General features: G+C 67.5%; 15 protein-coding genes. 8 read left to right on the forward strand and 7 right to left on the reverse strand.

Annotated elements, in window-relative coordinates; translation table 11 throughout:
* Positions 1-10 precede the first annotated feature (10 nt).
* The 4 genes from AC3B6C_RS03135 to AC3B6C_RS03150 form a co-directional block, all read right to left on the reverse strand.
* Positions 11-808, reverse strand: coding sequence for an ABC transporter ATP-binding protein (locus tag AC3B6C_RS03135; protein WP_035716946.1), 798 nt, complete (start codon positions 806-808; stop codon positions 11-13).
* Positions 805-1,674 (reverse strand): ABC transporter permease, encoded by an 870-nt coding sequence (locus AC3B6C_RS03140; RefSeq protein WP_488374885.1) that lies wholly within the window; start codon positions 1,672-1,674, stop codon positions 805-807. Before AC3B6C_RS03140 ends, AC3B6C_RS03135 begins: the two co-directional genes overlap by 4 nt.
* Entirely contained in the window at positions 1,671-2,714 is a 1,044-nt protein-coding gene (locus tag AC3B6C_RS03145) for an NrtA/SsuA/CpmA family ABC transporter substrate-binding protein (RefSeq protein ID WP_488374886.1), read from the reverse strand. Before AC3B6C_RS03145 ends, AC3B6C_RS03140 begins: the two co-directional genes overlap by 4 nt.
* A 107-nt stretch (positions 2,715-2,821) precedes the next feature.
* The gene (locus tag AC3B6C_RS03150; protein ID WP_488374887.1) at positions 2,822-6,598 is read right to left on the reverse strand and encodes an ABC transporter ATP-binding protein; all 3,777 of its coding nucleotides are present in this window, start codon (positions 6,596-6,598) and stop codon (positions 2,822-2,824) included.
* 199 nt (positions 6,599-6,797) lie between these two features.
* Between AC3B6C_RS03150 and AC3B6C_RS03155 the strand changes: the two genes are divergently transcribed.
* Positions 6,798-7,547 carry an IclR family transcriptional regulator gene (locus AC3B6C_RS03155; protein WP_035716947.1) on the forward strand — a complete coding sequence of 250 codons (750 nt, stop codon included), beginning with the start codon at positions 6,798-6,800 and terminating at the stop codon, positions 7,545-7,547.
* Positions 7,548-7,570: 23 nt separating this feature from the next.
* Here the strand turns inward: AC3B6C_RS03155 and AC3B6C_RS03160 are convergent, their stop codons facing one another.
* Complete coding sequence (locus AC3B6C_RS03160; RefSeq protein WP_488374888.1) at positions 7,571-8,194, reverse strand: acyl-CoA-like ligand-binding transcription factor; 624 nt, start codon at positions 8,192-8,194, stop codon at positions 7,571-7,573.
* Between the two features lie 131 nt (positions 8,195-8,325).
* On the opposite strand from AC3B6C_RS03160, the gene AC3B6C_RS03165 reads away from it, so the two are divergent.
* From AC3B6C_RS03165 to AC3B6C_RS03180, 4 genes are all read left to right on the forward strand, one after another.
* Positions 8,326-9,153, forward strand: a complete 828-nt coding sequence (locus AC3B6C_RS03165) for a mycofactocin-coupled SDR family oxidoreductase (protein WP_488374889.1) — start codon at positions 8,326-8,328, stop codon at positions 9,151-9,153.
* Between the two features lie 60 nt (positions 9,154-9,213).
* Positions 9,214-10,164, forward strand: a complete 951-nt coding sequence (locus tag AC3B6C_RS03170) for an AAA family ATPase (RefSeq protein WP_055474447.1) — start codon at positions 9,214-9,216, stop codon at positions 10,162-10,164.
* A gap of 105 nt (positions 10,165-10,269) precedes the next feature.
* The gene (locus tag AC3B6C_RS03175) at positions 10,270-11,145 is read left to right on the forward strand and encodes a vWA domain-containing protein (protein WP_010840818.1); all 876 of its coding nucleotides are present in this window, start codon (positions 10,270-10,272) and stop codon (positions 11,143-11,145) included.
* Between the two features lie 197 nt (positions 11,146-11,342).
* Positions 11,343-12,980 (forward strand): HNH endonuclease signature motif containing protein, encoded by a 1,638-nt coding sequence (locus AC3B6C_RS03180; RefSeq protein WP_488374890.1) that lies wholly within the window; start codon positions 11,343-11,345, stop codon positions 12,978-12,980.
* Positions 12,981-13,076: 96 nt separating this feature from the next.
* On the opposite strand, the gene clpB is transcribed toward AC3B6C_RS03180, so the two are convergent.
* Positions 13,077-15,629, reverse strand: coding sequence for an ATP-dependent chaperone ClpB (gene clpB, locus AC3B6C_RS03185; protein ID WP_010844726.1), 2,553 nt, complete (start codon positions 15,627-15,629; stop codon positions 13,077-13,079).
* Positions 15,630-15,786: 157 nt separating this feature from the next.
* Between clpB and AC3B6C_RS03190 the strand changes: the two genes are divergently transcribed.
* Complete coding sequence (locus tag AC3B6C_RS03190; protein WP_488374891.1) at positions 15,787-17,229, forward strand: glucose-6-phosphate dehydrogenase; 1,443 nt, start codon at positions 15,787-15,789, stop codon at positions 17,227-17,229.
* 74 nt (positions 17,230-17,303) lie between these two features.
* On the opposite strand, the gene AC3B6C_RS03195 is transcribed toward AC3B6C_RS03190, so the two are convergent.
* Positions 17,304-19,199 carry a glycoside hydrolase family 15 protein gene (locus AC3B6C_RS03195; protein ID WP_488374892.1) on the reverse strand — a complete coding sequence of 632 codons (1,896 nt, stop codon included), beginning with the start codon at positions 19,197-19,199 and terminating at the stop codon, positions 17,304-17,306.
* Between the two features lie 151 nt (positions 19,200-19,350).
* Between AC3B6C_RS03195 and AC3B6C_RS03200 the strand changes: the two genes are divergently transcribed.
* Together AC3B6C_RS03200 and AC3B6C_RS03205 are read left to right on the forward strand one after the other, a co-directional pair.
* Complete coding sequence (locus AC3B6C_RS03200) at positions 19,351-20,589, forward strand: cytochrome P450 (protein ID WP_488376213.1); 1,239 nt, start codon at positions 19,351-19,353, stop codon at positions 20,587-20,589.
* Between the two features lie 155 nt (positions 20,590-20,744).
* Entirely contained in the window at positions 20,745-22,040 is a 1,296-nt protein-coding gene (locus AC3B6C_RS03205) for a TerD family protein (protein ID WP_488374893.1), read from the forward strand.
* The last annotated feature ends 6 nt before the right edge of the window (positions 22,041-22,046 follow it).

Genomic DNA, 22,046 nt, shown 5'->3' on the forward strand with positions numbered 1-22,046 from the left:
GGTTTCGTCCTCAGCTCTCGGTGTCGGGATGTATGCGGCCGACGCCGAGTTCGCGGAGGAACTCGGCTCGGTAGCGAAGCGATTCGGGGTCGGAGCGGTCACGCGGGCGCGGCAGGTCGATGTCCTCGTCGACGCCGAAGGTGCCGTCCGACAGGATGATCACCCGGTCCGCGAGCCGCACCGCCTCGTCGACGTCGTGGGTCACGAGGAGCACCGCGGGCTGGTGCCGGGCCACGAGATCGCCGACCAGATCCTGCATCTGGAGCCGGGTCAGGGCGTCGAGCGCGGCGAACGGCTCGTCGAGCAGCAGCAGTTCCGGTTCGCGGACGAGGGCCCGGGCCAGGGCGACTCGTTGCGCCTCACCGCCCGACAAGGTCGCCGGCCAGGCCTCCGCCTTGTCCGCGAGGTTGACCTCCGCCAGCGCGGCCCGGCCGCGGTCCTTCGTGGCCTTGCCACCTCGCTGGCCGATGGTCACATTGGCCAGCGCCCGCTTCGAGGGCACCAGCCGCGGCTCCTGGTACACGGTCGTACGCGCCGCCGGAACGAGGATCTCACCGGAGTCGGGTTCTTCGAGGCCGGTAAGCAACCGGAGCAGGGTCGTCTTCCCGGTGCCCGACGGGCCCAGCAGCACCACGAACTCGCCGCGCCTGATGGTCAGGTCCACCGACTCCAGAACCGTTTTCGGGCCGAAGCTCTTGGTCACGCCGGTCAGCGAGACCGCGACCGGTTGGCCCGCACGACGTTCGCGCGCCGTGGCCTGCGTCGGCTGCCGGTCCAGGAGAGGGGGCAAGGGGGCCTCCGGGCTCATCGGACGGTCACCCCCGCCCGCCACGGCATCGAGTACTTCTCGAGGATGCGGACGATCAGGTCGAAGAACAGACCCAGGATCGCGTACAGCACGACACACAGGATCATGTAGTCCGTGCGGTTGTACTCCTGCGCCAGACTCACCAGGTAGCCGATGCCCTCACGGGTGCCGACCTGCTCGGCGGCGATCAGACCGGTGATCGAGATCGACAGGCAGATCCGCAGTGCCATCAGGATTCCCGGCAGCGCCGCCGGAATGATCACGCCGAGGATCAGACGGCCCCCCGTGAGCCCGAAACCCTGTGCGGCCTCGATCATCTTGCGGTCGACGTTGCGGACCCCGAGGTAGCTGTAGGCATACATCGGCGACACCGTGGCGATGGCGATCAGCAGCACCTTGAAGGTGTTGTCGATGCCGAACCAGGCGATGAACAACGGCACCAGCGCGAGAAAGGGGATGGCCCGGTTGATCTGCATCGTCGAGTCGATGAGTTCCTCGCCCAGCGTGTACAGGCCGGCGAGCACACCGAGGACCAGCCCGACACCGACGCCGAGGCCCACCCCGAGCGCCGCGCGTTCCAGCGATGCCAGCGCGAAGTCGACGAGCTGACCGGTGCGGTAGAGCTCGACGAACGCGTCGAAGACCGCGCCGGGCGAGGCCAGTACCGCCGGCGAGATCGCGCCGGTGGCGGAGCCGATCCACCAGACCGCCACGATGACCCCGGGCACCAGGAACCGCAGCGGCAGCGAGAGCCACACGGGCCGGTTGCGCTGCCTGCGAGTACGGGGTGTCTCCAGACCGATCCGTGAGAACGGCTGCGACGCATTGTCTCCGGTGGTGGACTTGGCGACCGTTGCCGAGGTCATTTCTGTCCGCTCTGGTACTTCTGCAACTGTGCGGGCAGGTCGAAGAACACGTCCTCGGCGGTGATCGGCTTCTGGATCACGCCGGCCTCGACGAACAGCGCCGACACCGACTCGAGATCCTCGGCATCCTTCGCCGTGGGGTAACGCGGCGTCGAGGCGTCGGCGCCGAGTGCGAGGGCACGGGTGAGCCGGTCTCCGCTGAGCGCCCGGGGACCCGCCTTCTCGAAGACGTTCTCGTAGTCGTCGGGATTCTCGCGCTGCTGATCGGTCAGCTGCTGCAACGTCTTCAGGTACACGTCGGCGACGTCGGGCCGCTCTTCGAGCACCTCGGTCCGGAAGGCGACGATGGTGTTGTCGACCGAACCGACGCTCTCCTCGGTGGCGATCTCGACCCCACCGGCTGCCTTCGCCTCCTGGTACGGCTGGTTGAAGGACGCCCAGGCGTCCACCTGACCGGTGGAGAACGCCGAACCGGCCTCCGCCTGCTGCAGGGGCACGCGCTCCACCTTGTCGAACGGAATCCCGGCCTGCTTCAACGCCTTCAGCGTGATGTACTCACCCTTGCCCGCCGGATTCACCGCGATCCGTTTGCCGACGAGGCCTGCGACATCGGTGACTCCGGAGTCCTTGGTGACCAGGATGCCGTTCTGGTCCTTGCCGGCCGGATCGGCCACGGCGATGATCTTGACGCCGACGTTCTTCGACAACGCGCCCACCACGGGGCTGTAGGCGCCGCCGGACACATCGAGCTGACCGGTGTTGAACAACTTGAGGTTCGACGAGAAGCCCGGTGTGGAGTTGACCCACTCGATCTTCGCGCCCAACGGCGCCAGCGCCTCGTCGAAGGTCCCGTCGCGTTTGCCGACGGCCAGCGGTCCGGCGTTGCCCGGGTCGGTCACCTTGAGCACGTACTGTTCGCCGCCGCCGCCGGTGGCGGCGTCGCCGCCCGAGTCGCCCGACGCACACCCGGTGGCGACGGTGAGCAGCGCTGCCGCTGCGACCGCGGCGGCGGCGAGACGAAATCGTGGGGATCCGGGCATGAAGGGCTCCTGTTCGACAGGTGGAGACCGTGTTCGGACGAACACGAGGACTGGATTACCGCAGACGTTATGTGGACGTGGACGCCCCGCACACCTCTGCGTTTCCATCAGTTGGAAAGCTTGACAACTTCGTTCAGGGCTGGATCAGTCGGCGCGTAGCTCTGCCACAGGTCGCGGTACGGCCCCGGTGTCGACACCAGATCCGCATGTCGACCGGACTGGACGGCCCAGCCGTCCCGCATCACGACGACCCGATCCGCCCAGGCGGCTGTGGTGAGCCGATGCGCCACGAGAACCGTTGTGCGCCTGCGTGCGACCGCCTGCAAGGCCGCGAGGACCGCGGCTTCGGTACCCGGATCGATGTCCGACGTCGCCTCGTCGAGGATCAGCAGATCCGGCTCGACGAGTTCGGCGCGGGCGAGACAGATCAGTTGCTGCTGTCCCGCCGACAACGTGGCCCGGCCCGGCCCCACCGGCGTCTGGTAGCCGAGCGGTAGCGCCGCGATGATCTCGTGTGCACCGACCGACCTGGCCGCCCGCTCGATCTCGGTCTGCCCGGCGTCGGGACGTCCGAACGCGATGTTGGACGCCACCGTTCCGCCGAACAGGTAGGGGTCCTGTGGCACGTAGGCGGTCACCGGGCGGCCGTCGTGTGAGTCGACGTCGCGCAGATCGACGCCGCCGACCCGTACGACGCCGGAATCGGGTGAGTAGAACCGCAGGAGCAGTTTCATCACGGTGCTCTTGCCCGCGCCGGTCGTGCCGACGACGGCGGCGGTCTCGCCGTCGCGGATGAGAAGGTCCAATCCGTTGAGGGCGGGACGTCCACGCGGCCGCGTCGCCGACGAGTAGCCGAACACGACGCTGTCGAATTCGACTGTGGTGCCGAGGGTCCGCGCGCCGGCGGACCTCGTGGCCACCGGCGGCCGCGGCCGGGAGTCCTCGTCGACGGGGGTGTCGACCGGGGTGTCGAGGAACCCCCGCATCCGCTGGGTACCGACCCGGGCCTGGATCCACAGGTCGAGCACGATCGACAACTGCTGGAGCGGGGTGAAGAACAGATCCACGTACAGGAGCGCGGCGACCAGCACACCGGTGGTGAGCGTGCCCGCGTCCATGAGGTGCGCTCCGACGATCAGGATGAGCGCTTTCGCCACGACCGCAAGCAGATTCAGGAACGGAAAGAACACCGAGATGTAGAGCATCGAACGGCGACGCGCATCGCGGTAGCCCCGCGAGGAGCCGGCAAAGGCATCGGTCGTCCACTCCTCAGCGTTGTGCGCCTGGGTGATCCGGACCCGCCCCAGGTGCTCGGAGAGCATCGCGGTGACGGTCGCGATGCGTGAACGCGCCTGCAGGTATGCGCGATTCGAACCCCGGACGAAGATCCACGACCCCAGTGCGAGAAGCGGGATGGTGACGAGCATCGCGGCGGCCAGCCGGATGTCGAGCAGGGCCATCACCACCAGGATCCCGGCACAGGTGCACACGTTCACGATCGCGTTGACCATCCCCTGCGTCATCAGTTGTCCGACCGCGTCCACGTCGCTGGTGAGCCGGGTGACGATGCGGCCCGACTGACGTCCGTCGAAATAGTCGATGCGCAGTCGCTGCAGGTGCCTGAACAGCCTGAGCCGCAGGGCGAAGAGCACTCGCTCGAAGACCCTCGCCGCCCGCAGGGCCAGCACCCACGAGTTCAGCCAGGACACCAGCGCGATCACCAGCACGGTCGCGCAGGTCATCCAGAACACGGTCGCCGCGTCCGCACCGACACCGTTGTCGATGCCGTGGCGGAAGAGGGCCGGGATGGCCAGCGTCGTCGCCGCGTCGACGAGGACGAGCGCGACGCACAGCACGACGGGCCGCCACAACGGCCGCAGGGTCCCGGACCAACCGAAAACCCTGGTGCGCGTCGACCGCGGTGGCGGACGGTCGTCGCCCGGCGCGGGCGCCTCGGTCAGCGGCGGGAGTGCGAGCAGCGCCTCACGGAGCTGCGAGTCGACCTGCTGGACCTGTTTGCCGCTCTCGTCGGCGTCGAGCCCCAACCGGGCCCGGACCACGGGATCGGCACCTGCCTCGTCGACTTCGGGCCAGCTCTCCGGACTCGGGATCGAGCTGTCCGACGCCACCGGACGCGCAGCGTCGGATGCCACGTTCCCGGGAACTCCCCGAACGTCGCCACCGACCAGGAGCGCCGCGACGCGCGGGTCGGCCAGCACCTCCGACGGCGGACCGTCGTGCGTGACGCGACCCGCCTCGAGCACGATGACCTGGTCGGCGAGCTCGGTCGTAGCGGGCCGCCGGGCGATCAGAATCGTGGTCCGGCCGACCATCAGCTCCTCCAGGCTCGCCAGGACCGCCCGCTCGGTCGTCGGGTCGAGCGCCGATGTCGTGTCGTCGAGGATCAGCACCGCCGGGTCGGCGAAGAAGGCGCGGGCCAGTGCGATCCGCTGGCGCTGGCCGCCCGACAACGAGATCCCGCCCGGCCCGATCACGGTGTCGTAGCCCGCGGGCAGCTGCTCGATGAACTCGGCGGCCGCGGCGGCGCGGGCCGCGGCAGCGATTCCGGCGTAGTCGGCCGGAGACCCCATCGCGATGTTCTCGCGAAGGGTGCCGGAGAACAGCAGGCTCTCGTCGAACACCATCATCACCGCCGATCGCACCGACCTCGGCGACACGGCGCGCAGGTCGGTGCCGCCGATCCGCACCGATCCCCGGTCGGGGTCGAACTGGCGCGCGATGAGCGACCCGAGTGTCGTCTTGCCCGCGCCGGACGGACCGATGATCGCGACCCGGCTGCCGGGGGTGATCGTCGTGGTCACATCGCGCAGGACGGGGCTGCCGCCGAGTGCGAGGTCGACGGCGGCCACCTCGATCGTCCCGCGCGGCGACGGGAGATCCGGACCCGTGGGGTCCATCGCCGGCACGGTGTCCAGCAGCGCGAACACCCGGCGCGCCCCCGAACGCGCGAGCTGCATCGTCGTCACCATCGCCGCGAGCAGCCTCGCCGGTGGCGCGAACTGCAGGACGTACGAGGCGAACGCGAGGAAGACACCCACCGACACGTGCTCGTTCATGGCCAGCCAGCCCCCGACGACGAGCACGCCGAGCTGGGTGAAAACCGGTATCGCGACCATCGCCGCGCTCCAGCGGGCCGAGATCCGCGCACTGCGCAACCGCGACGCGAACAGGCGGGTCCCACGGGCGCGGAACCGGTCCAGACGCGCGTCCTCCTGCCCGAACGCCCGGATCAGTTCGGCCCCGGCGATCTCCTCGTCGACCGCGGCGGCGACCTGACCGAGCAGCACCTGGTCGCCGAACGAGGCGGGATACAGTTCGCGGCGGAGTCGGCGGGTGACCCAGAAGAGTACCGGGACGCTCACCGCCACGACCACGAACAGCGGCGGGGACAGGAAGAACATCACGACCAGACCGACCGCGAGCAGCGTCAGGTTGGCGACGAACAGCGGCACCTGGGAGATGAACATCTGGATCAGGTTCAGATCCGACGTCCCTCGTGAGATGACATCGCCCGCCGCGAGTTCGGCCCGCCGCCGCGCGTCGAGCGCATGCAGGTGACGATGAACCGCGACCCGGAGGTCGTGCTGCACGTCGACCGCGCACCGGCTGCCGATGTATCGGCGCAGCGCGTGGGAGACGAAGCTCAGCACACCGATCGAGCACAGGACGGCGATCCAGAAGGCGAGGGATTGCGTCGGGTCGAGCAGCACATCGTCGACGATGATCTGCTGGATCAGCGGGACCAGGGCCAGCAACCCCTGCCCGACCACCGCCAGCACGAGCGCCACGGACACCCGGCCGCGGTAGGGGCGAACCCACGTCCAGAGCCGTCGAAGCCAACCCGGTTCATTCTCGTCGGTCACGCGTCTCCTCGCCCGATCGTTCGACTGCACGGTCTCGAACCGCGCTGATCCTGAAGTCGACGGCCCTCTCGGCGAGGAGTATCTTCCGAATAGTGGAAAGTGGCCAGTTCCTGAATCAGGCCGATTCCTACTCGGACCCAGCCGGGAACAGGACTGTCGAATCCGGGTTCACCCCGAAGGCGAGGAGGCGGCGGAGGAGATGGCGGGCGCTGGTGTGCAGACCGTGTCGAGGGCGCTTGCCGTTCTCGGTTGCTTTCGCGGCGGGGACGAGCTGGGGGTCACCGACGTGGCGCGCGCGCAGGGCCTCGCGCTCAGCACGACTCACCGTCTGCTGACCGCGCTGGTCGACGCGGGATTTCTCGAGAAGACCGCGGAGGGCAGCCGTTATCGCCTCGGCGGCGCGCTGGCGCAGTACGGCCAGATCGCCTATCGCCAGCACCGGATCTACCTCACCGAGCCGCACCTGGAACGTCTCGCCGCGACCACCGGGGCGTCGGCATCGGTGGCCATGAGATACGGCAACGAGGTCGTACTCCTCGGGACGAGCCGCTGGCGCGAGGCCGAAGGTCATGCGCTCCAAGGCGTCCTGTTGCCACTGCACGCGTCCGCACTGGGCAAGGCGCTACTGGCCTTCTCCCACACCGGACAAGACGAACTCGAACGGCTGCCGTACGACGACGGCACCGACCGCGCCATCCGAACCGCCGACGAGCTGGCGAAAGAACTCACCTTGACCCGGGAACGGGGATACGGCTTCAACGACGAGGAGTTGGCTCCGGGGTATCGCACGATCGGCCTGCCGATCTTCCCGGCGTCCGGCGATGGCGACGTACGTTTCGCGCTCGGTATCCGCGGTACGACCGAACTCATGAGCCCCGAACGCATTCCGTTCCTCGTCGACCTCGGACAGGCGACGGCACGCGACATCAGCGTGGCGCTGTCGGGGTGACCGAGGACATCCGCACGACCGGGTCACCGGTCGGACGGAGGCTCCGGCACCATCAGCTCGAACATGCGTCGGAGACAGTCACCGAGCTCCAGATCGTCACGCTCGAGCCACATCTCGTGTGCGGCAGATGATCCCGCGATGACCGCGTATGCGACCGCGGTCGGGTACGCGTCGTCGCCACGGCCGGCCGAGTGAGTCCGGACGAGATCGGCGATGACCGTCCGCCACTGCCGATATACGACGTTCGCCTGCGCCTGCACCGCGGGGACCGTGAGGATGAGCTGAGCCCGATGGCGCGCCCATCGCGCTTCGGCCCGGCCGTGATCGACTGCCGCGATGAACGCCTCGGTCACGATCAAGTGGGGAGGGGTGTCGGTGGCCGCCGCGGCGACGAGTTGGCGGAAGTGATCGAGTTCGGCCGCCGACTCGACCCACACGACGTCGGCTTTGGTCGGAAAGTAGCGAAAGAAGGTCCGGCGGCTGACCCCCGCCGCGTCGGCGATGTCGCCCACACTCGTCTTCTCGAAGCCCCGCTCGAGGAACAGTTCCTGAGCGCGGGCGGCGAGTTCATGTGCGCTGGTCGTCGCTGGACGGCCACCCCGGTCGGGGCGCGCCTCCGAGGACCGTGCGGTTTCCATGCCCGCCATCGTGTCACCCCTCCCCGACCGCACCCACCCGACATCGAAAAGATTGTTTCGCCACCGTTATGGCACGCCGTGACATATCGTCATCGGGGAGACGTGCATCACTGGTCGCGCGTCATGTCGAAGGGATCACCATGGGCAAGCTGGAGGGCAAAGTCGCCTTCATCACCGGAGCAGCGCGCGGTCAGGGACGCAGTCATGCGGTTCGGCTGGCACAGGAGGGGGCCGACATCATCGCGGTCGACATCTCGCAGCAGGTCGACACCGTCCCCTATGACACCGCCCGGCCGGGCGACCTCGAGGAGACCGTGCGTCAAGTGGAGGCACTCGACCGGCGGATCGTCGCCGCCGAAGCCGATGTTCGCGACCTGTCGGCCCTGCAGAAGGCCGCCGACGACGGGATGGCACAACTGGGACGTATCGACATCGTCCTCGCCAACGCCGGCATCAACACCATGGCGCCCACCCTCGAGATGGACGAGACGATGTGGCAGACCATGATCGACATCAACCTCACCGGCGTGTGGAAGACCGTGCGCGCCGCGGCACCACACATCGTCGCGGGCGGGCGCGGCGGCTCGATCGTCCTGACCAGTTCGCTCGCCGCGATGTGGGCGAACGAGAACATCGCCCACTACTCCGCGGCCAAGGCCGGGCTCATCGGCATGATGCAGGTCCTCGCCAAAGAGCTCGCGCCGCAGAGCATCCGTGTCAACACAATTCACCCGACCACCGTGGCGACCGAGATGATCCTGAACGACGCCACCTATCGGCTCTTCCGTCCCGACCTCGAGAACCCGTCGCGTGCCGACTTCGAAGAGGCCGCCCGCGAGCTGAACCGGCTGCCGATCGCGATGGTCGAGCCGGTCGACATCTCCAATGCGATCCTCTACCTCGTCTCCGACGACGGCCGCTACGTCACCGGGACCACCCATGTCGTCGACGCCGGCGGACGACTTTAGAAGAACCCTGGGCGTGGAACTTCTCGACGGCATCACAGCACTCAAGGAGGACGTGTTCAGATGACCTCACTTCGGCCGCTGGAGACCCACGGCCTCGCGGCGATCCGGGCCCGGATCGCCGCCGAGGTCGTCGGCCGCGATCGCGAGCTCGATCTGGTCCTGGCCGCGGTCGCCGCCGGTCGGGACCTGATCCTGGAAGGCCCGCCGGGCACGTCCAAGAGCACGTTGCTGCGATCGATCACCGCCGACTGGGGCATTCCGCTTGTACTGGTGGAGGGCAATGCCGACCTGACCCCTGGTCGCCTCGTGGGTCACCACAACCCGGCACGTGTTCTGCGGGAGGACTATTCGCCCGACAACTTCGTCGACGGCCCACTGATCGAGGCCATGCGCGCCGGCGGGTTCCTCTACGTCGAGGAATTCAATCGGGCACCCGAGGACACCATCGACACCTTGCTCACCGCGATGGCCGAGCGCACCATCACCGTCCCACGCGTCGGTACCATCACCGCACAGCCGAGTTTCCGCATCGTTGCGTCGATGAACCCCTTCGACAACGTCGGGACGACACGCCTGTCGACCTCGGTCTACGACCGGATGTGCCGGCTGGTCGTCGACTACCAGGACGATGCGGCCGAACGGGAGATCGTCTCGCGCAGGACGGGTTTGACGTCGACGCGGGTGGTCGCGGACGCCGTGGGTGTCACCCGGGATACCCGCCGGCACGACGCCGTCCGACAGGGCAGCAGCGTACGCGGAGCCATCGACACCGCGCTGCTCGCGCATCAGCTGTGCGAGATGCGCGGCATCACCATTCCGGCCGACGACGATATCGCACCGCCGCGCGACCTGCCGTCCGACTACACCGCGACCTTCCTCGACGCCATGCAGGTCGCCCTGTCCGGCCGAATCCACCTCGACGACACCGTGTTCACGACTGCCGAGCAGGTGCTCGCCGAGATCTGGCAGAACCACTTCCTGCTGGCGCCGGCGGCGGCTGAGCCGGGTTGAAGAGAGGTCGAGGCCGACTCACCGCTCCGGCGTGATTCGGTCACCGCACGGGCCCGTCGCCGGAAACCCCTGCGACGCAGACCCAAACAGCTGTCGGAGAACCCCGTGCTGCTCGAATCCTCCGGTGGTGGCGGAGCCCTCTCCGAGGTGGGGCGTCGCCGAAGGACGCGAGACGCACCGTCGGGTTCGACGCGAGGAATCGGCACGGTCACCGACGACGCAGGTGCCCGTGACGACGAATCCGCCGCGACACAACCGGACCCGATCGCGCGCGAGCGAGCCGTCCAGCTCGCGAGGCGGCTCCGTCTCGCGCGTCCGGTGGACACACAGAAGGCACGTCGCGGCGCCAACGGAACCCTCACCACCCAGCGGTGGCGTGGCGGCTCCGACGAACTCGACCTCGACGCGACACTCGAGGCACTCATCGGCAACCCGATCCCCGAGGACGACGACATCCGCGTGCGCGAGCGGGTCCGGCGCCGGCGCTCGATCGTGCTAGCGGTCGACGTGTCCGGCTCGACCCGTGGCGAACAGGTGCGCACCGCGGCAGCGACTGCCGGCGCTCTCGCCGGTGAACTCGGGCGTGACGATCTCGCCGTTATCGCCTTCTGGTCCGACGCCGCGCTCATCGTCCCCCTCGGCCGGCCGGTGACCACCGAGCGTCTCGTCGACGAACTCCTCGCCCTGCCCGCGCAGGGCCTGACCAATGTGGCCTTCCCACTTCAGACCGCCCTCGAACAGCTTGCCGGTGTACCGTCCGCCGATGCCCGCGTGATCCTGTTGAGCGACTGCGTCCACAACGCCGGACCCGATCCCCGGGACGTGGCCGGACGGCTCCCCCGCCTCGACGTGCTGCTCGACACCTCGGGTGAACACGACACCGAACTCGCCCAGGACCTCGCGCTCATCGGCCACGGGCGATGCCGGCCGATACGGGACCACCACGGCGTCGTACGCGCCCTGCAGGCGATCTTCGCCTGAGCGGTGGAGCGGTGGCCGCCTGTCGGTCAGATCACCGTGAGTCGCGAGAGAACACTCCCGCCCGAGCCCTCTACCACACGGCAGCGACAAGTTGAGGTCGCCGAATAGCGTTGCACAACATGGTGTTTGGGATTGCCATGCGTCGACATTGAGGTACACTTGAACGATATTCGAACCGCACACGGGGGGTGACGGTCATGTTCGATTCCCAACGAGACGTCGGCACCGACGTGCCGTCGCCTCGTGCGGTCGCGTTGCTCGCCGATCTCCACCGCGTGCTCGACGAGCTGCAGTCGGTGGATCTGTCGCCGTGCACCGATGCCGAACTCATCGACGTCGCAGTCGATACCGAACGCGCCATCGCACGACTGACCGTCGCCGGTGACCGGCAGATCGACCAGGCCGAGGCCCGCGACCTCCCCCGCAAGACCGGCTGCCGAACCCTCATGCAGTTCATGACCCACCGGCTGCGAGTGTCGAATCCGATGCGTCGCCGTAAGCAGATGGACGCCACCACCAACCGGACCAGCCTCGGCGGCGACGTCCTGCCACCCGAACACCCCTGCCTGGCTGAGGCTTTCACTCAAGGCACGGTCGGCACCGCGCACCTGCAGGCCGCACTGGATGTCCTCGACCGCATCCCGACGGCCGTCGACCACGACGTGAGGGTCGCCGCCGAACGACAGATGGCCGAGATCGCCGAAGCCCACACCCCCGCCGACATCACCCAACTCGGCGCGCGGCTCCTCGCCCACCTCGACCCCGACGGCACCCTGGCCGACGACACCGACCAGAAACGACGCCGCAACCTGTGGATCGGCCGGCAGCGCGCCGACGGTACCGCCAAGATCTCTGGCACCCTCACCCCCGAACTCGTCGCCCGTATGACGATGATGTTCGCGGTCTGGGGCAAACCCGGACTCAACAACCTCGACGACCCGGATTCGCCCCGCGGGCCGGCCGGAGCTGCCGACCCCGATGCGGTGGCAGCCGCAGCCGATCGTGACGGGCGCACCCTGGCCCAGACGAATCACGACGCTCTCGATGCCGCACTCGCCGCGGGCTTTGCCGACGGCACGCTCGGCACCTCGCACCGCGGCCTGCCCGTGCAGTTGATCATCAAAGCCGACCTCGGCGACCTCGTCCGCGAAGCCGGGCTCGCCACGACCGCCACCGGAACCCTGCTGCCCATCCGCGACCTGATCGCAATGGCCGGCGACATTCAGCCGTGGTTGGCGATCTTCAAAGATCACACCGCGGTGCCTTTGCACTTCGGTAGGGGCAAACGGCTCGCCACACGCGAACAACGCCTCGTCTCCTTCGCCCGCCCCGACGGCGAAGTCTGTTCCGCTCCCGGGTGCGATCAACCCGCCACCCACGTCGAACTCCATCACGCCCACAAGGACTGGGCCAAGGGCGGTCTCACCGACATCGACGACCTCGCACCCGCATGCCCACGACACAACCGCATGGTCGGCAAGAACCCCGGCCAGTACACCACCCGGGTCGTGCGCGACGGACCCGACGAAGGCCGCTGCGCCTGGAAACTCAACGCCGAACCCGGCGCACCACCCAACCCCGAACACATCAACCGCCGACCCGACATACCCCGGCGATTCGCAGAACATCTGAACACCGTGCGCGACGAGATCCACGGACCACCAACCCGGCCCGGCGATCAAGCACGCTCGGAGAAGCCACACCACCAAGACCCGCGCCGCTCATGGTTGACAACCAGCCACGTCATCGACGTCCGACCACCCCGACCCGGACCACCCCCACCCCGACCCTCCCTCGTCGAAGCGCACCTGATGACGCTCCTGGCCACCCACTGAACCGCGCCCCCACATCGACGATCACCCACCGACGACAAAGGGACCCATCCCGAAGGATGGGTCCCCTGTCTTGCGATGAACTCTGTCGAGCTGAACTCAGCCGAGTACCAACGACTCGCCATCGGCACTGACGTTGACCGGCACCACGTCACCGTCGCGGATGTCTCCGGCGAGCAGTTGCCTCGCGAGCTGGTCACCGATGGCCTGCTGCACCAGGCGGCGCAGCGGACGGGCGCCGTACAGCGGGTCGAATCCCCGTGCGCCCAGCCATTCCTTGGCCTTGGTCGACACCTCGAGGTCGAGGCGGCGCTGCGCGAGCCGCTTCTTGAGCTGGCCGAGCTGGATGTCGACGATCGACACCAGCTCCTCCGGGCTCAGGGCGTCGAAGATCACGACGTCGTCGAGACGGTTGATGAACTCGGGCTTGAACGCCGAGCGCACGGCCATCATGACGTGGTCCTTGTCGCCGCCCGCGCCGAGGTTGGAGGTCAGGATCAGGATGGTGTTGCGGAAGTCCACCGTCCGGCCCTGTCCGTCGGTCAGGCGGCCCTCGTCCAGCACCTGCAGCAGCACGTCGAAGACGTCCGGATGGGCCTTCTCGATCTCGTCAAACAGGACCACCGTGTACGGACGACGCCGCACCGCCTCGGTCAGCTGACCACCGGCCTCGTACCCGACATAGCCGGGCGGAGCGCCGACGAGCCTTGCCACGCTGTGCTTCTCGCCGTACTCGCTCATATCGATGCGGACCATGGCCCGCTCGTCGTCGAACAGGAACTCGGCGAGCGCCTTGGCGAGCTCGGTCTTGCCGACGCCGGTGGGGCCGAGGAACATGAACGAGCCCAGCGGCCTGTTCGGGTCGGCGACGCCTGCGCGTGCACGACGCACCGCGTCGGACACCGCCTGCACCGCGTCCTTCTGGCCGATGACCCGGTGTCCCAGTTCCTCTTCCATACGCAGCAGCTTGGCGGTCTCGCCCTCGAGCATGCGTCCGGCCGGGATTCCGGTCCACGCCGACACGACCTGCGCCACGTCGTCGGGGCCGACCTCCTCCTGTAGCATCACGTCCTGCGAGGGATCGGTGCCGGTCTTCTCGATCGCGGCCTCGAGTTCCTTCTCCAGGCCGGGGATCTTGCCGTACCGCAGTTCGGCTGCGCGCCCGAGATCACCGTCACGCTCGGCCCGATCGGCCTCGCCGCGAAGCCGTTCCAGCTCCTCCTTGAGGTCGCGAACCGCGTCGATCGCGGTCTTCTCCGACTGCCACCGGGCGGAGAGCTCATTGAGCTTCTCCTTCTGGTCGGCCAGTTCGGCGCGCAGCTTCTCGAGCCGGTCCTTCGACGCCGCGTCGGTCTCCTTCTGCAAGGCGACCTCCTCGACCTCGAGCCGACGGACGATCCGCTCGACCTCGTCGATCTCGACGGGGCGCGAGTCGATCTCCATCCGCAACCGCGACGCGGCCTCGTCGACGAGGTCGATGGCCTTGTCGGGCAGGAACCGCGACGTGATGTAGCGATCGGAAAGCGTTGCAGCGGCGACCAATGCGGAGTCGGTGATGCGCACACCATGGTGCACCTCGTACCGGTCCTTGAGGCCGCGGAGGATGCCGATGGCATCTTCGACCGACGGCTCGCCGACGTACACCTGCTGGAACCGACGCTCGAGTGCGGCATCCTTCTCGATGTACTTGCGGTACTCCTCGAGGGTCGTGGCACCGACCAGCCGCAGCTCACCACGGGCGAGCATCGGCTTGATCATGTTGCCCGCGTCCATCGCGGAATCGCCTGTCGCACCGGCGCCGACGATCGTGTGCAGCTCGTCGATGAAGGTGATGACCTGGCCGGCCGATCCCTTGATCTCATCGAGCACGGCCTTGAGGCGTTCCTCGAACTCACCGCGGTACTTGGCACCGGCGACCATCGAACCCATGTCGAGGGAGATGACTGTCTTGCCGCGCAACGACTCCGGCACGTCGCCGGCGACGATGCGCTGGGCGAGTCCTTCGACGATGGCGGTCTTGCCGACACCGGGTTCACCGATGAGAACCGGGTTGTTCTTGGTCCGACGGCTGAGGACCTGCACGACGCGCCGGATCTCGGTGTCGCGGCCGATGACCGGGTCGAGCTTGCCCTCGCGGGCGGCCGCGGTCAGGTCGGTCGAGTACTTCTCGAGAGCCTGGTAGGTCGATTCGGGGTCCTCAGAGGTGACCCGCGCACTGCCTCGCACGGCGACGAACGCCTCGCGCAGGGCCTGCGGAGTCGCACCGAGGTTGTGCAGCAGTTTGGCGACATCGGAGTCACCGGTCGCCAGACCGACGACGACGTGCTCGGTCGAGACGTACTCGTCGTCGAGCTCGCCGGCCAGTTGCTGGGCAGCGGTGACGGCCGCGATCGATTCGCGGGATAGTTGAGGCGTCGAGCTGGCGCCGGATACCGTCGGCATGCGATCGACCAGAGCCTGGGCCTGCGCACGAACGCTCGACGGGTCCACGCCCACTGCCTTGAGCAGCGGCGACGCGATGCCGTCGGACTGATCGAGCAGTGCCACGAGGATGTGGGCCGGTCGCACGTCGGGGTTGCCAGCACTGGCCGCCGCCTGCACAGCAGAGCTCAATGCTTGCTGCGTCTTGGTGGTGGGGGTGAAGCTGTCCACTCGCGTGCACCTTTCTCTTTAGTCCAACAGGCTCAAGTATGAGCCCTACGAGGTCTGTAACGCCACTAGAGTTGAGTGCATTCCGCTCAGGTCTACTAGATTTGTGATCTAGAACACTATCCGTGCCGCCGCGTCGTCGACCGGCAGTATTGAATGCATGACCGCAGACAGCTCCGCCCGGGAGAACGCGACACAGTCCGACGCCCCTGCCGCCACGGACGCGGCAGTGATCTTCGTTCTCTTCGGGTCGACCGGCGACCTCGCCAAGCGGATGGTCCTGCCCTCGCTGTTCGAACTCCACCGTCGCGGCCTGCTCCCGGACGGGTGGCAGCTCGTCGGCAACGGCCGGGGCGACCGCACTGACGACGAGTTCCGGCAGCACGTGAAGGACGCGATCGAGGAATTCGGTTCGGACGCGTCGGTGTCCTCGGACGAATGGGCCTCGTTCGCCGAGACCATTCGATTTGCCGGCGGCGGGTTCACCGCCGACGACCCCGGCCGCCTGCTGGAGGTGATCGACGCCGGCCGAGACGCCATCGGCGGCACGGCCCAGCTGGTCCACTATCTCGCCCTCCCGCCGACCACCTTCGTCGACTACACGGAAGCGATCGCCGCGCACGGTCTCGCGAAGAACTCGCGCGTCGTCTACGAGAAGCCGTTCGGTACGTCACCCGACGGATTCCGGACCCTCGACGAGGCGGTCCACGAATCCCTCGACGAGGACCAGATCTACCGGATCGACCATTTCCTGGGGAAGGAGAGCACCCAGAACCTGCACGTGCTGCGTTTCGCCAACGGCCTGTTCGCCGGGGTGTGGAACCGCGAGCACGTGGAGGAGGTCCAGATCGACGTCCCGGAAACCCTCGACATCGCCGACCGCGCCGCGTTCTACGACGCCACCGGGGCATTCCTGGACATGATCGTCACGCACCTGTTCCAGGTGGCGGCCGAAGTCGCGATGGAACCTCCGGTCTCGCTCGGCGCCGAGGACCTGCTCGGCGCCCGGGAGTCGGTCATCGCCGCCTTCCGGCCGCTCGACCCCGCCGAGGTGGTCTTCGGTCAATACGAGGGCTACCGCGACACCGAGGGCATCCCCGACGACTCCACCACCGAGACGTTCGCGGCGGTACGCCTGTGGGTCGACACCGACCGCTGGCACGGTGTCCCGTTCCTGCTCCGTACCGGCAAGATGCTCGACCACAGCGCGCAACGCCTCAGCCTGGTCTTCCGCGCCCCCGCCGACGGTCCGCTGACCGACACTCCGACCGACGGCACCGTGCTGACCTTCGACCTGGCCGGCGACGGTGCCATCGATCTCGCCGTCACGATCAAGGAACCGGGTTCGGGGACCGACCTGTCCGTCGCGCACATGACCGAGAAGCTCGACGAGGTGGCCGACGGATTGTCGCCTTATGCACGACTGATCGTCGATGTGCTGCGCGGTGACCGGTCGCTGTTCACCCGGCCCGACGGCCTCGCACATGTCTGGGAGGTCGCGGCACCGGTACTGACGAATCCGCCTGCACCGCAACCATATCCGGCAGGGTCGACCGGCCCCGCGGCCGCCGGCGACCTGTGCGGCGGGTCCGGCTGGATCTGAGGACGAGAGTCAGATCCGGTTGCGGTTTTTCCCGGTTGCCGGGATAAACCGCAACCGGATCCGCGGCACCTGCATCAATCACCAAGCTGCCGATCGAGGTTGATGGCCGCGCTGATCAGCGCTAGGTGGGTGAACGCCTGCGGCATGTTGCCCAGTTGTTCTCCGGTCAGACCCACCTGCTCGGCGTACAGGCCGAGGTGGTTGGCGTGGGTGAACATCTTCTCGAGCGCGAGACGCGCGTCGCCCAGACGGCCGGTCCGGGTGAGCGCCTCGACGTACCAGAACGAGCACAGCGAGAAAGTGCCCTCGGATCCGTCGATGCCGTCGTGCCCGCCGTCGGTGTCGTACCGGAACACCAGGGAGTCGCTCACCAGTTCTTCCTCGATCCGCTGGAGAGTGCTGAGGAACCGATCGTCGGTGGGCGACAACAACTTCACGGCGGGGATCAGCAACAGTGCCGCGTCCAGGCGGTCGGAATCGAGGGTCTGGACGAACGCTCCCACCTCGGCGTTCCAACCCCGCTCCATGATCTGTACGAAGATGTCGTCGCGGGCCTTCATCCAACCGGCGACGTCACCGGGCAGTCCGCGCTGACGGCTCATCCGGATCATCCGCTCCAGCGCCACCCACGACATCACGCGCGAGTAGACGTAGTCCTGCGGCTTGCTGCGCACCTCCCAGATGCTCTGGTCCGGGCGATCCCAGTTGTCGACGAGCCAGCCGGCCACCGTGCACAGATGTGTCCACGATCCATAGGAGATGCCCGGTCCGTACTTGTTGTACAGGTACACCGAGTCGATGAGTTCGCCGTAGATGTCGAGCTGGAGTTGATCAGCGGCGGCGTTCCCGATCAGCACCGGCGAGGTCTGCCGGTAACCCTCCCAATGATCGAGCTCGGTCTCGGCCGGTGGTGGATCGCCGTCGAGCGTGTACATCAATCGCAGCGGCCCCAGATCTCCCGACACGTCAGCGCCGTCGTCGAATCGGCAGGTCAGCCAGTCCATGAACGCACTCGCTTCGTCGGTGAACCCCAGCCTGAGCAACGCGTAGAGCGTGAACGCCGCGTCGCGGATCCACACATAGCGGTAGTCCCAGTTCCGTTCGCCACCGATCTCTTCGGGAAGTGCGGCGGTGACCGCGGACACCACCGCCCCGGATGGTTCATGCGTCAGCAGTTTGAGTGTGAGCGCCGACCGATGCACCATCTCCCGCCATCGGCCGGTGTAGGAGGACCGAGAGACCCAGTCCTGCCAGAACGCGACGGTCGCGGCGACGACCGCGGGAGAACTGTCGTGGTCGAGTAGTTCCGGCCCGATGGGGTCGGGAGCGAGGACGAACGTGACGCATTCGCCGGTCTCGACGGTGAAGTCGGCCAGCGCATCCCGGTCGTCGACCGTGTCGACGCTGACGGTCGAGACGAGATGCAGCACCAGGTCGTCGGTCTCGAAGCGAACCCGGGATTCGTCCTCGACGACGAGGGAATGCTCCGCACGGCCGTAGTCGAACCGCGGCGCGACCGTCACGCGGAACCGGACGGAACCCCGCACACAGGAGATCCGACGGATGATCCGCGTTCGGTGGTCGGGATCGTGTGGTCTGGCGATCGGCATCAGGTCCTGCACCTCGGCGACTCCGTCCTCGCTCAGGAAGCGGGTGACGAGCACGTTGGAGTCCGGAAGGTAGAACTGCCGGGTGGTGACATCACCGTCGACCGGTTCCACCATCCAGGCGCCGCCCCGGTGCGCATCGAGCAACGAGCCGAACACGCTCGGCGAGTCGAACCGCGGACAGCAGAACCAGTCGATCCGCCCGTCGACTCCCACGACGGCCGCGGTGCGGAGGTCACCGATGACACCGTGGTCGGCGATCGGCAGATAGTCGCCGGTGGAGTCGGCAGTCGTCGCGCCGTCGCAGCGGGAAGTCGGGGTGGCGTCCTCGCCGGATTCGGTCGCGGTGCTCATGGCCGCCATTCGGCGCGTGACCCGTCCCGGATGGGCCGGCGTGAAGCGATCATGTTCGCCAATCCGCCGACCCCGAACACGCCGATATCGGACACTCGGTGCGAGGAGCACCTCTCGACGGAAGGAAGCATCGGTGGCGACAAGCAGTGCGGGCACGAGCATGACCGACGACGCCGCCAGCGTCTTCGCCGACGCCAAGGCCTACACCGACGAGCCGCGACTGCATGCCGCGATGGCGTACCTGCGTGCGCACGATCCGGTGCCGCGCGTCGACCACGGTCCGTACCGGCCGTTCTACGCCATCACCAGGCACGCCGACATCATGGACATCGAGCGCGCCAACAACCTGTGGCTCAGTGAACCGCGACCGGTGCTGACCACCGCGGCCGCCGAGGACGCCGCACGAGCGCAGCTCGAATCCGGTGCGGGACTGCGCACCTTGATCCACATGGACGACCCTCATCACCGCAAGGTCCGCGCGATCGGCGCCGACTGGTTCCGACCGAAGGCCCTGCGGGATCTGCAGTCGCGCGTCGACGAACTCGCCGAGCGCTACGTCGACCGGATGCGCGACATCGGCCCGGAGTGCGACTTCGTCGAGGAGATCGCGGTCGGTTTCCCGCTGTACGTCATCCTCTCGCTGCTGGGTCTCCCCGAAGCGGACTTTCCGCGGATGCACCAGCTCACACAGGAGATGTTCGGTGCCGACGACGCCGAGTACCGGCGAGGGGCAACCCTCGAGGAGCGAATGGCGACACTCCTGGACTTCTTCGCCTACTTCGGCAAGCTGACCGACTCCCGGCGCGCTCACCCGACCGAGGACCTCGCGTCGGCCATCGCCAACGGCCTCGTCGACGGCGAGCCCCTCTCCGACGTGGACACCGCGTCGTACTACGTGATCGTGGCGAGCGCCGGGCACGACACCACCAAGGACGCGATCTCCGGTGGGCTACGGGCGCTGATCGAGAATCCCGGTGAACTCGAACGTCTCCGACGCGGACCCGAACTCATCGGCACCGCGGTCGAGGAGATGATCCGATGGACCACGCCGGTCAAGGAATTCATGCGCACCGCGGCCGAGGACACCTCGGTGCGGGGTGTCCCCATCGCCAAGGGTGAATCCGTCTATCTCGCCTACACATCGGGCAACCGGGACGAAGAGGTCTTCGACGATCCGCACACCTTCGACGTCGGCCGCTTCCCCAACAAACACCTGTCGTTCGGTTACGGCGTCCACTTCTGCCTCGGCGCCGCACTGGCTCGAATGGAGATGAGGAGCTTCTTCGCCGAGTTGATCCCGCGGCTCGACACCATCGAACCGGCTGGAAAGCCCGAGCTGGCCGCAACCGTCTTCGTGGGTGGACTCAAGCACCTGCCGGTCCGTTACTCGCTGCGCTGATCGAGCCGAATGTCATTCGGTTGGCTGACAATCCTAGTGGCAGCTGTCATTTCGTGAACCGACGGGGTCGGATGTCCGTCGGCTGGCTGCGTGGTCCCCGACAGCGCCCCCGCATATCATTGGCCCGCCCCATCGCCACCTTTCGAGGAGTACCTGTGGACGAGCTCACCAAGGGCTCCAAGACCGCCCTGAGCACGACCGCGCACCTCGTCGAGGTGCACAGCGGTTCGCCCGACGACGTCGACCTCATCGCAGTGCTCCTGACCGCGGGGCACAAGGTCCGCACGGACGACGACCTGATCTTCTTCAACAATCCCAGCTCCTCCGGAGTCCGGTTGCAGGGCTCGAGTTCTTGTGTCGTCGACTTGCCGTCGGCGCCCCCGGACGTCGACCGGATAGTCGTTGCGGCAAGTACCGAGGCACAGCGGAAGACTGTCGAACAGATCGGCCCGCTGACGGTGACCATCTCGGGTTCGGGCACATGGGCGTTCACCCCACCGGACCCGGGCCCCGAGACAGTTCTCCAGTTGGTGGCGTTCTATCGCCGGGACGGAGATTGGAAGCTGGACGCGATCGGACAGGGTTACCGCGAGGGGTTGGCCGCCTTCGCCACCGACTTCGGAATCGTGGTCGACGACGCGCCGAACCAGCAGACTGCACAGATCGCGACGCCGGCCCCTCCGACACCTGCCGCCCAACCGGCGCCGGAAGCACGATCACCGATCAACATGTCCAAGGTCAAGGTCTCGATCACGAAGGACTCGACGGAAAAGACCGCGTCCATCGACCTTCGCAAAGGATCCTCGGATTGGGTTCTCACCGTCGGCCTCGAGTGGGACGGGCGCGGCGCCGTGTACGAGGCCGACGGTCGGGTCAAGCAGTACGGCCAGGGAGACCTCGACGTGTACTTCTTCTGCCGCGACGAGGTCGCGCACAAGTATGTGGTCATCAGCGGCGAGCAGGGCCACCGTGGCGACCTACGCAGTTGGCCCTTCATCGAGCACCACGGGGACAGCCGCGGTCCAGGACGAGGGAACAAGCCCGCCGTCGAGCAGGTCACGGTGCTACCGAAGGAGAACGGCGATCTCCTCGTCAATGTGTACCAATCCGTCGACAACGGGGCCGGTGCGATCGACAAGTTCGGCAGGCCGCGGGTGGCGATCCGATACGGACGACCGGGCAAGAACGGCCTACCCGAGCCGGACAGCGACGAGATCCTCGTCCATGTCGGCAACAGCAAGAACTCGTTCTGGGCAACGGTTGCACACATCGATGTGCAGGACGGTGTGCTGAAGGTCGACGGGACGACCCGCTACAGCAAATTCTTCTCCGAGCGGATGCCCACTCTCGACCGCACCGGGAAGTGGGTGCGCAGTGCCAAGGAGGCACCGACCGGACGCAGCAAGAAGGCGAACGGCTCGGGGCTGGACCGCTACCACGGAGAGCTGTGACGGCAC

This window comes from Gordonia sp. 11cp (assembly GCF_057767225.1).

Excerpts from the sequence above, each read along its gene's own strand:
- AC3B6C_RS03190 (WP_488374891.1), top strand. The coding sequence starts at position 15,787 with ATGACCGCAGACAGCTCCGCCCGGGAGAACGCGACACAGTCCGACGCC.
- AC3B6C_RS03145 (WP_488374886.1), bottom strand. The coding sequence starts at position 2,714 with ATGCCCGGATCCCCACGATTTCGTCTCGCCGCCGCCGCGGTCGCAGCG.
- AC3B6C_RS03135 (WP_035716946.1), bottom strand. The coding sequence starts at position 808 with ATGAGCCCGGAGGCCCCCTTGCCCCCTCTCCTGGACCGGCAGCCGACG.
- AC3B6C_RS03155 (WP_035716947.1), top strand. The coding sequence starts at position 6,798 with ATGGCGGGCGCTGGTGTGCAGACCGTGTCGAGGGCGCTTGCCGTTCTC.
- AC3B6C_RS03140 (WP_488374885.1), bottom strand. The coding sequence starts at position 1,674 with ATGACCTCGGCAACGGTCGCCAAGTCCACCACCGGAGACAATGCGTCG.
- AC3B6C_RS03165 (WP_488374889.1), top strand. The coding sequence starts at position 8,326 with ATGGGCAAGCTGGAGGGCAAAGTCGCCTTCATCACCGGAGCAGCGCGC.
- AC3B6C_RS03195 (WP_488374892.1), bottom strand. The coding sequence starts at position 19,199 with ATGGCGGCCATGAGCACCGCGACCGAATCCGGCGAGGACGCCACCCCG.
- AC3B6C_RS03200 (WP_488376213.1), top strand. The coding sequence starts at position 19,351 with ATGACCGACGACGCCGCCAGCGTCTTCGCCGACGCCAAGGCCTACACC.
- AC3B6C_RS03160 (WP_488374888.1), bottom strand. The coding sequence starts at position 8,194 with ATGGCGGGCATGGAAACCGCACGGTCCTCGGAGGCGCGCCCCGACCGG.
- AC3B6C_RS03170 (WP_055474447.1), top strand. The coding sequence starts at position 9,214 with ATGACCTCACTTCGGCCGCTGGAGACCCACGGCCTCGCGGCGATCCGG.
- AC3B6C_RS03180 (WP_488374890.1), top strand. The coding sequence starts at position 11,343 with ATGTTCGATTCCCAACGAGACGTCGGCACCGACGTGCCGTCGCCTCGT.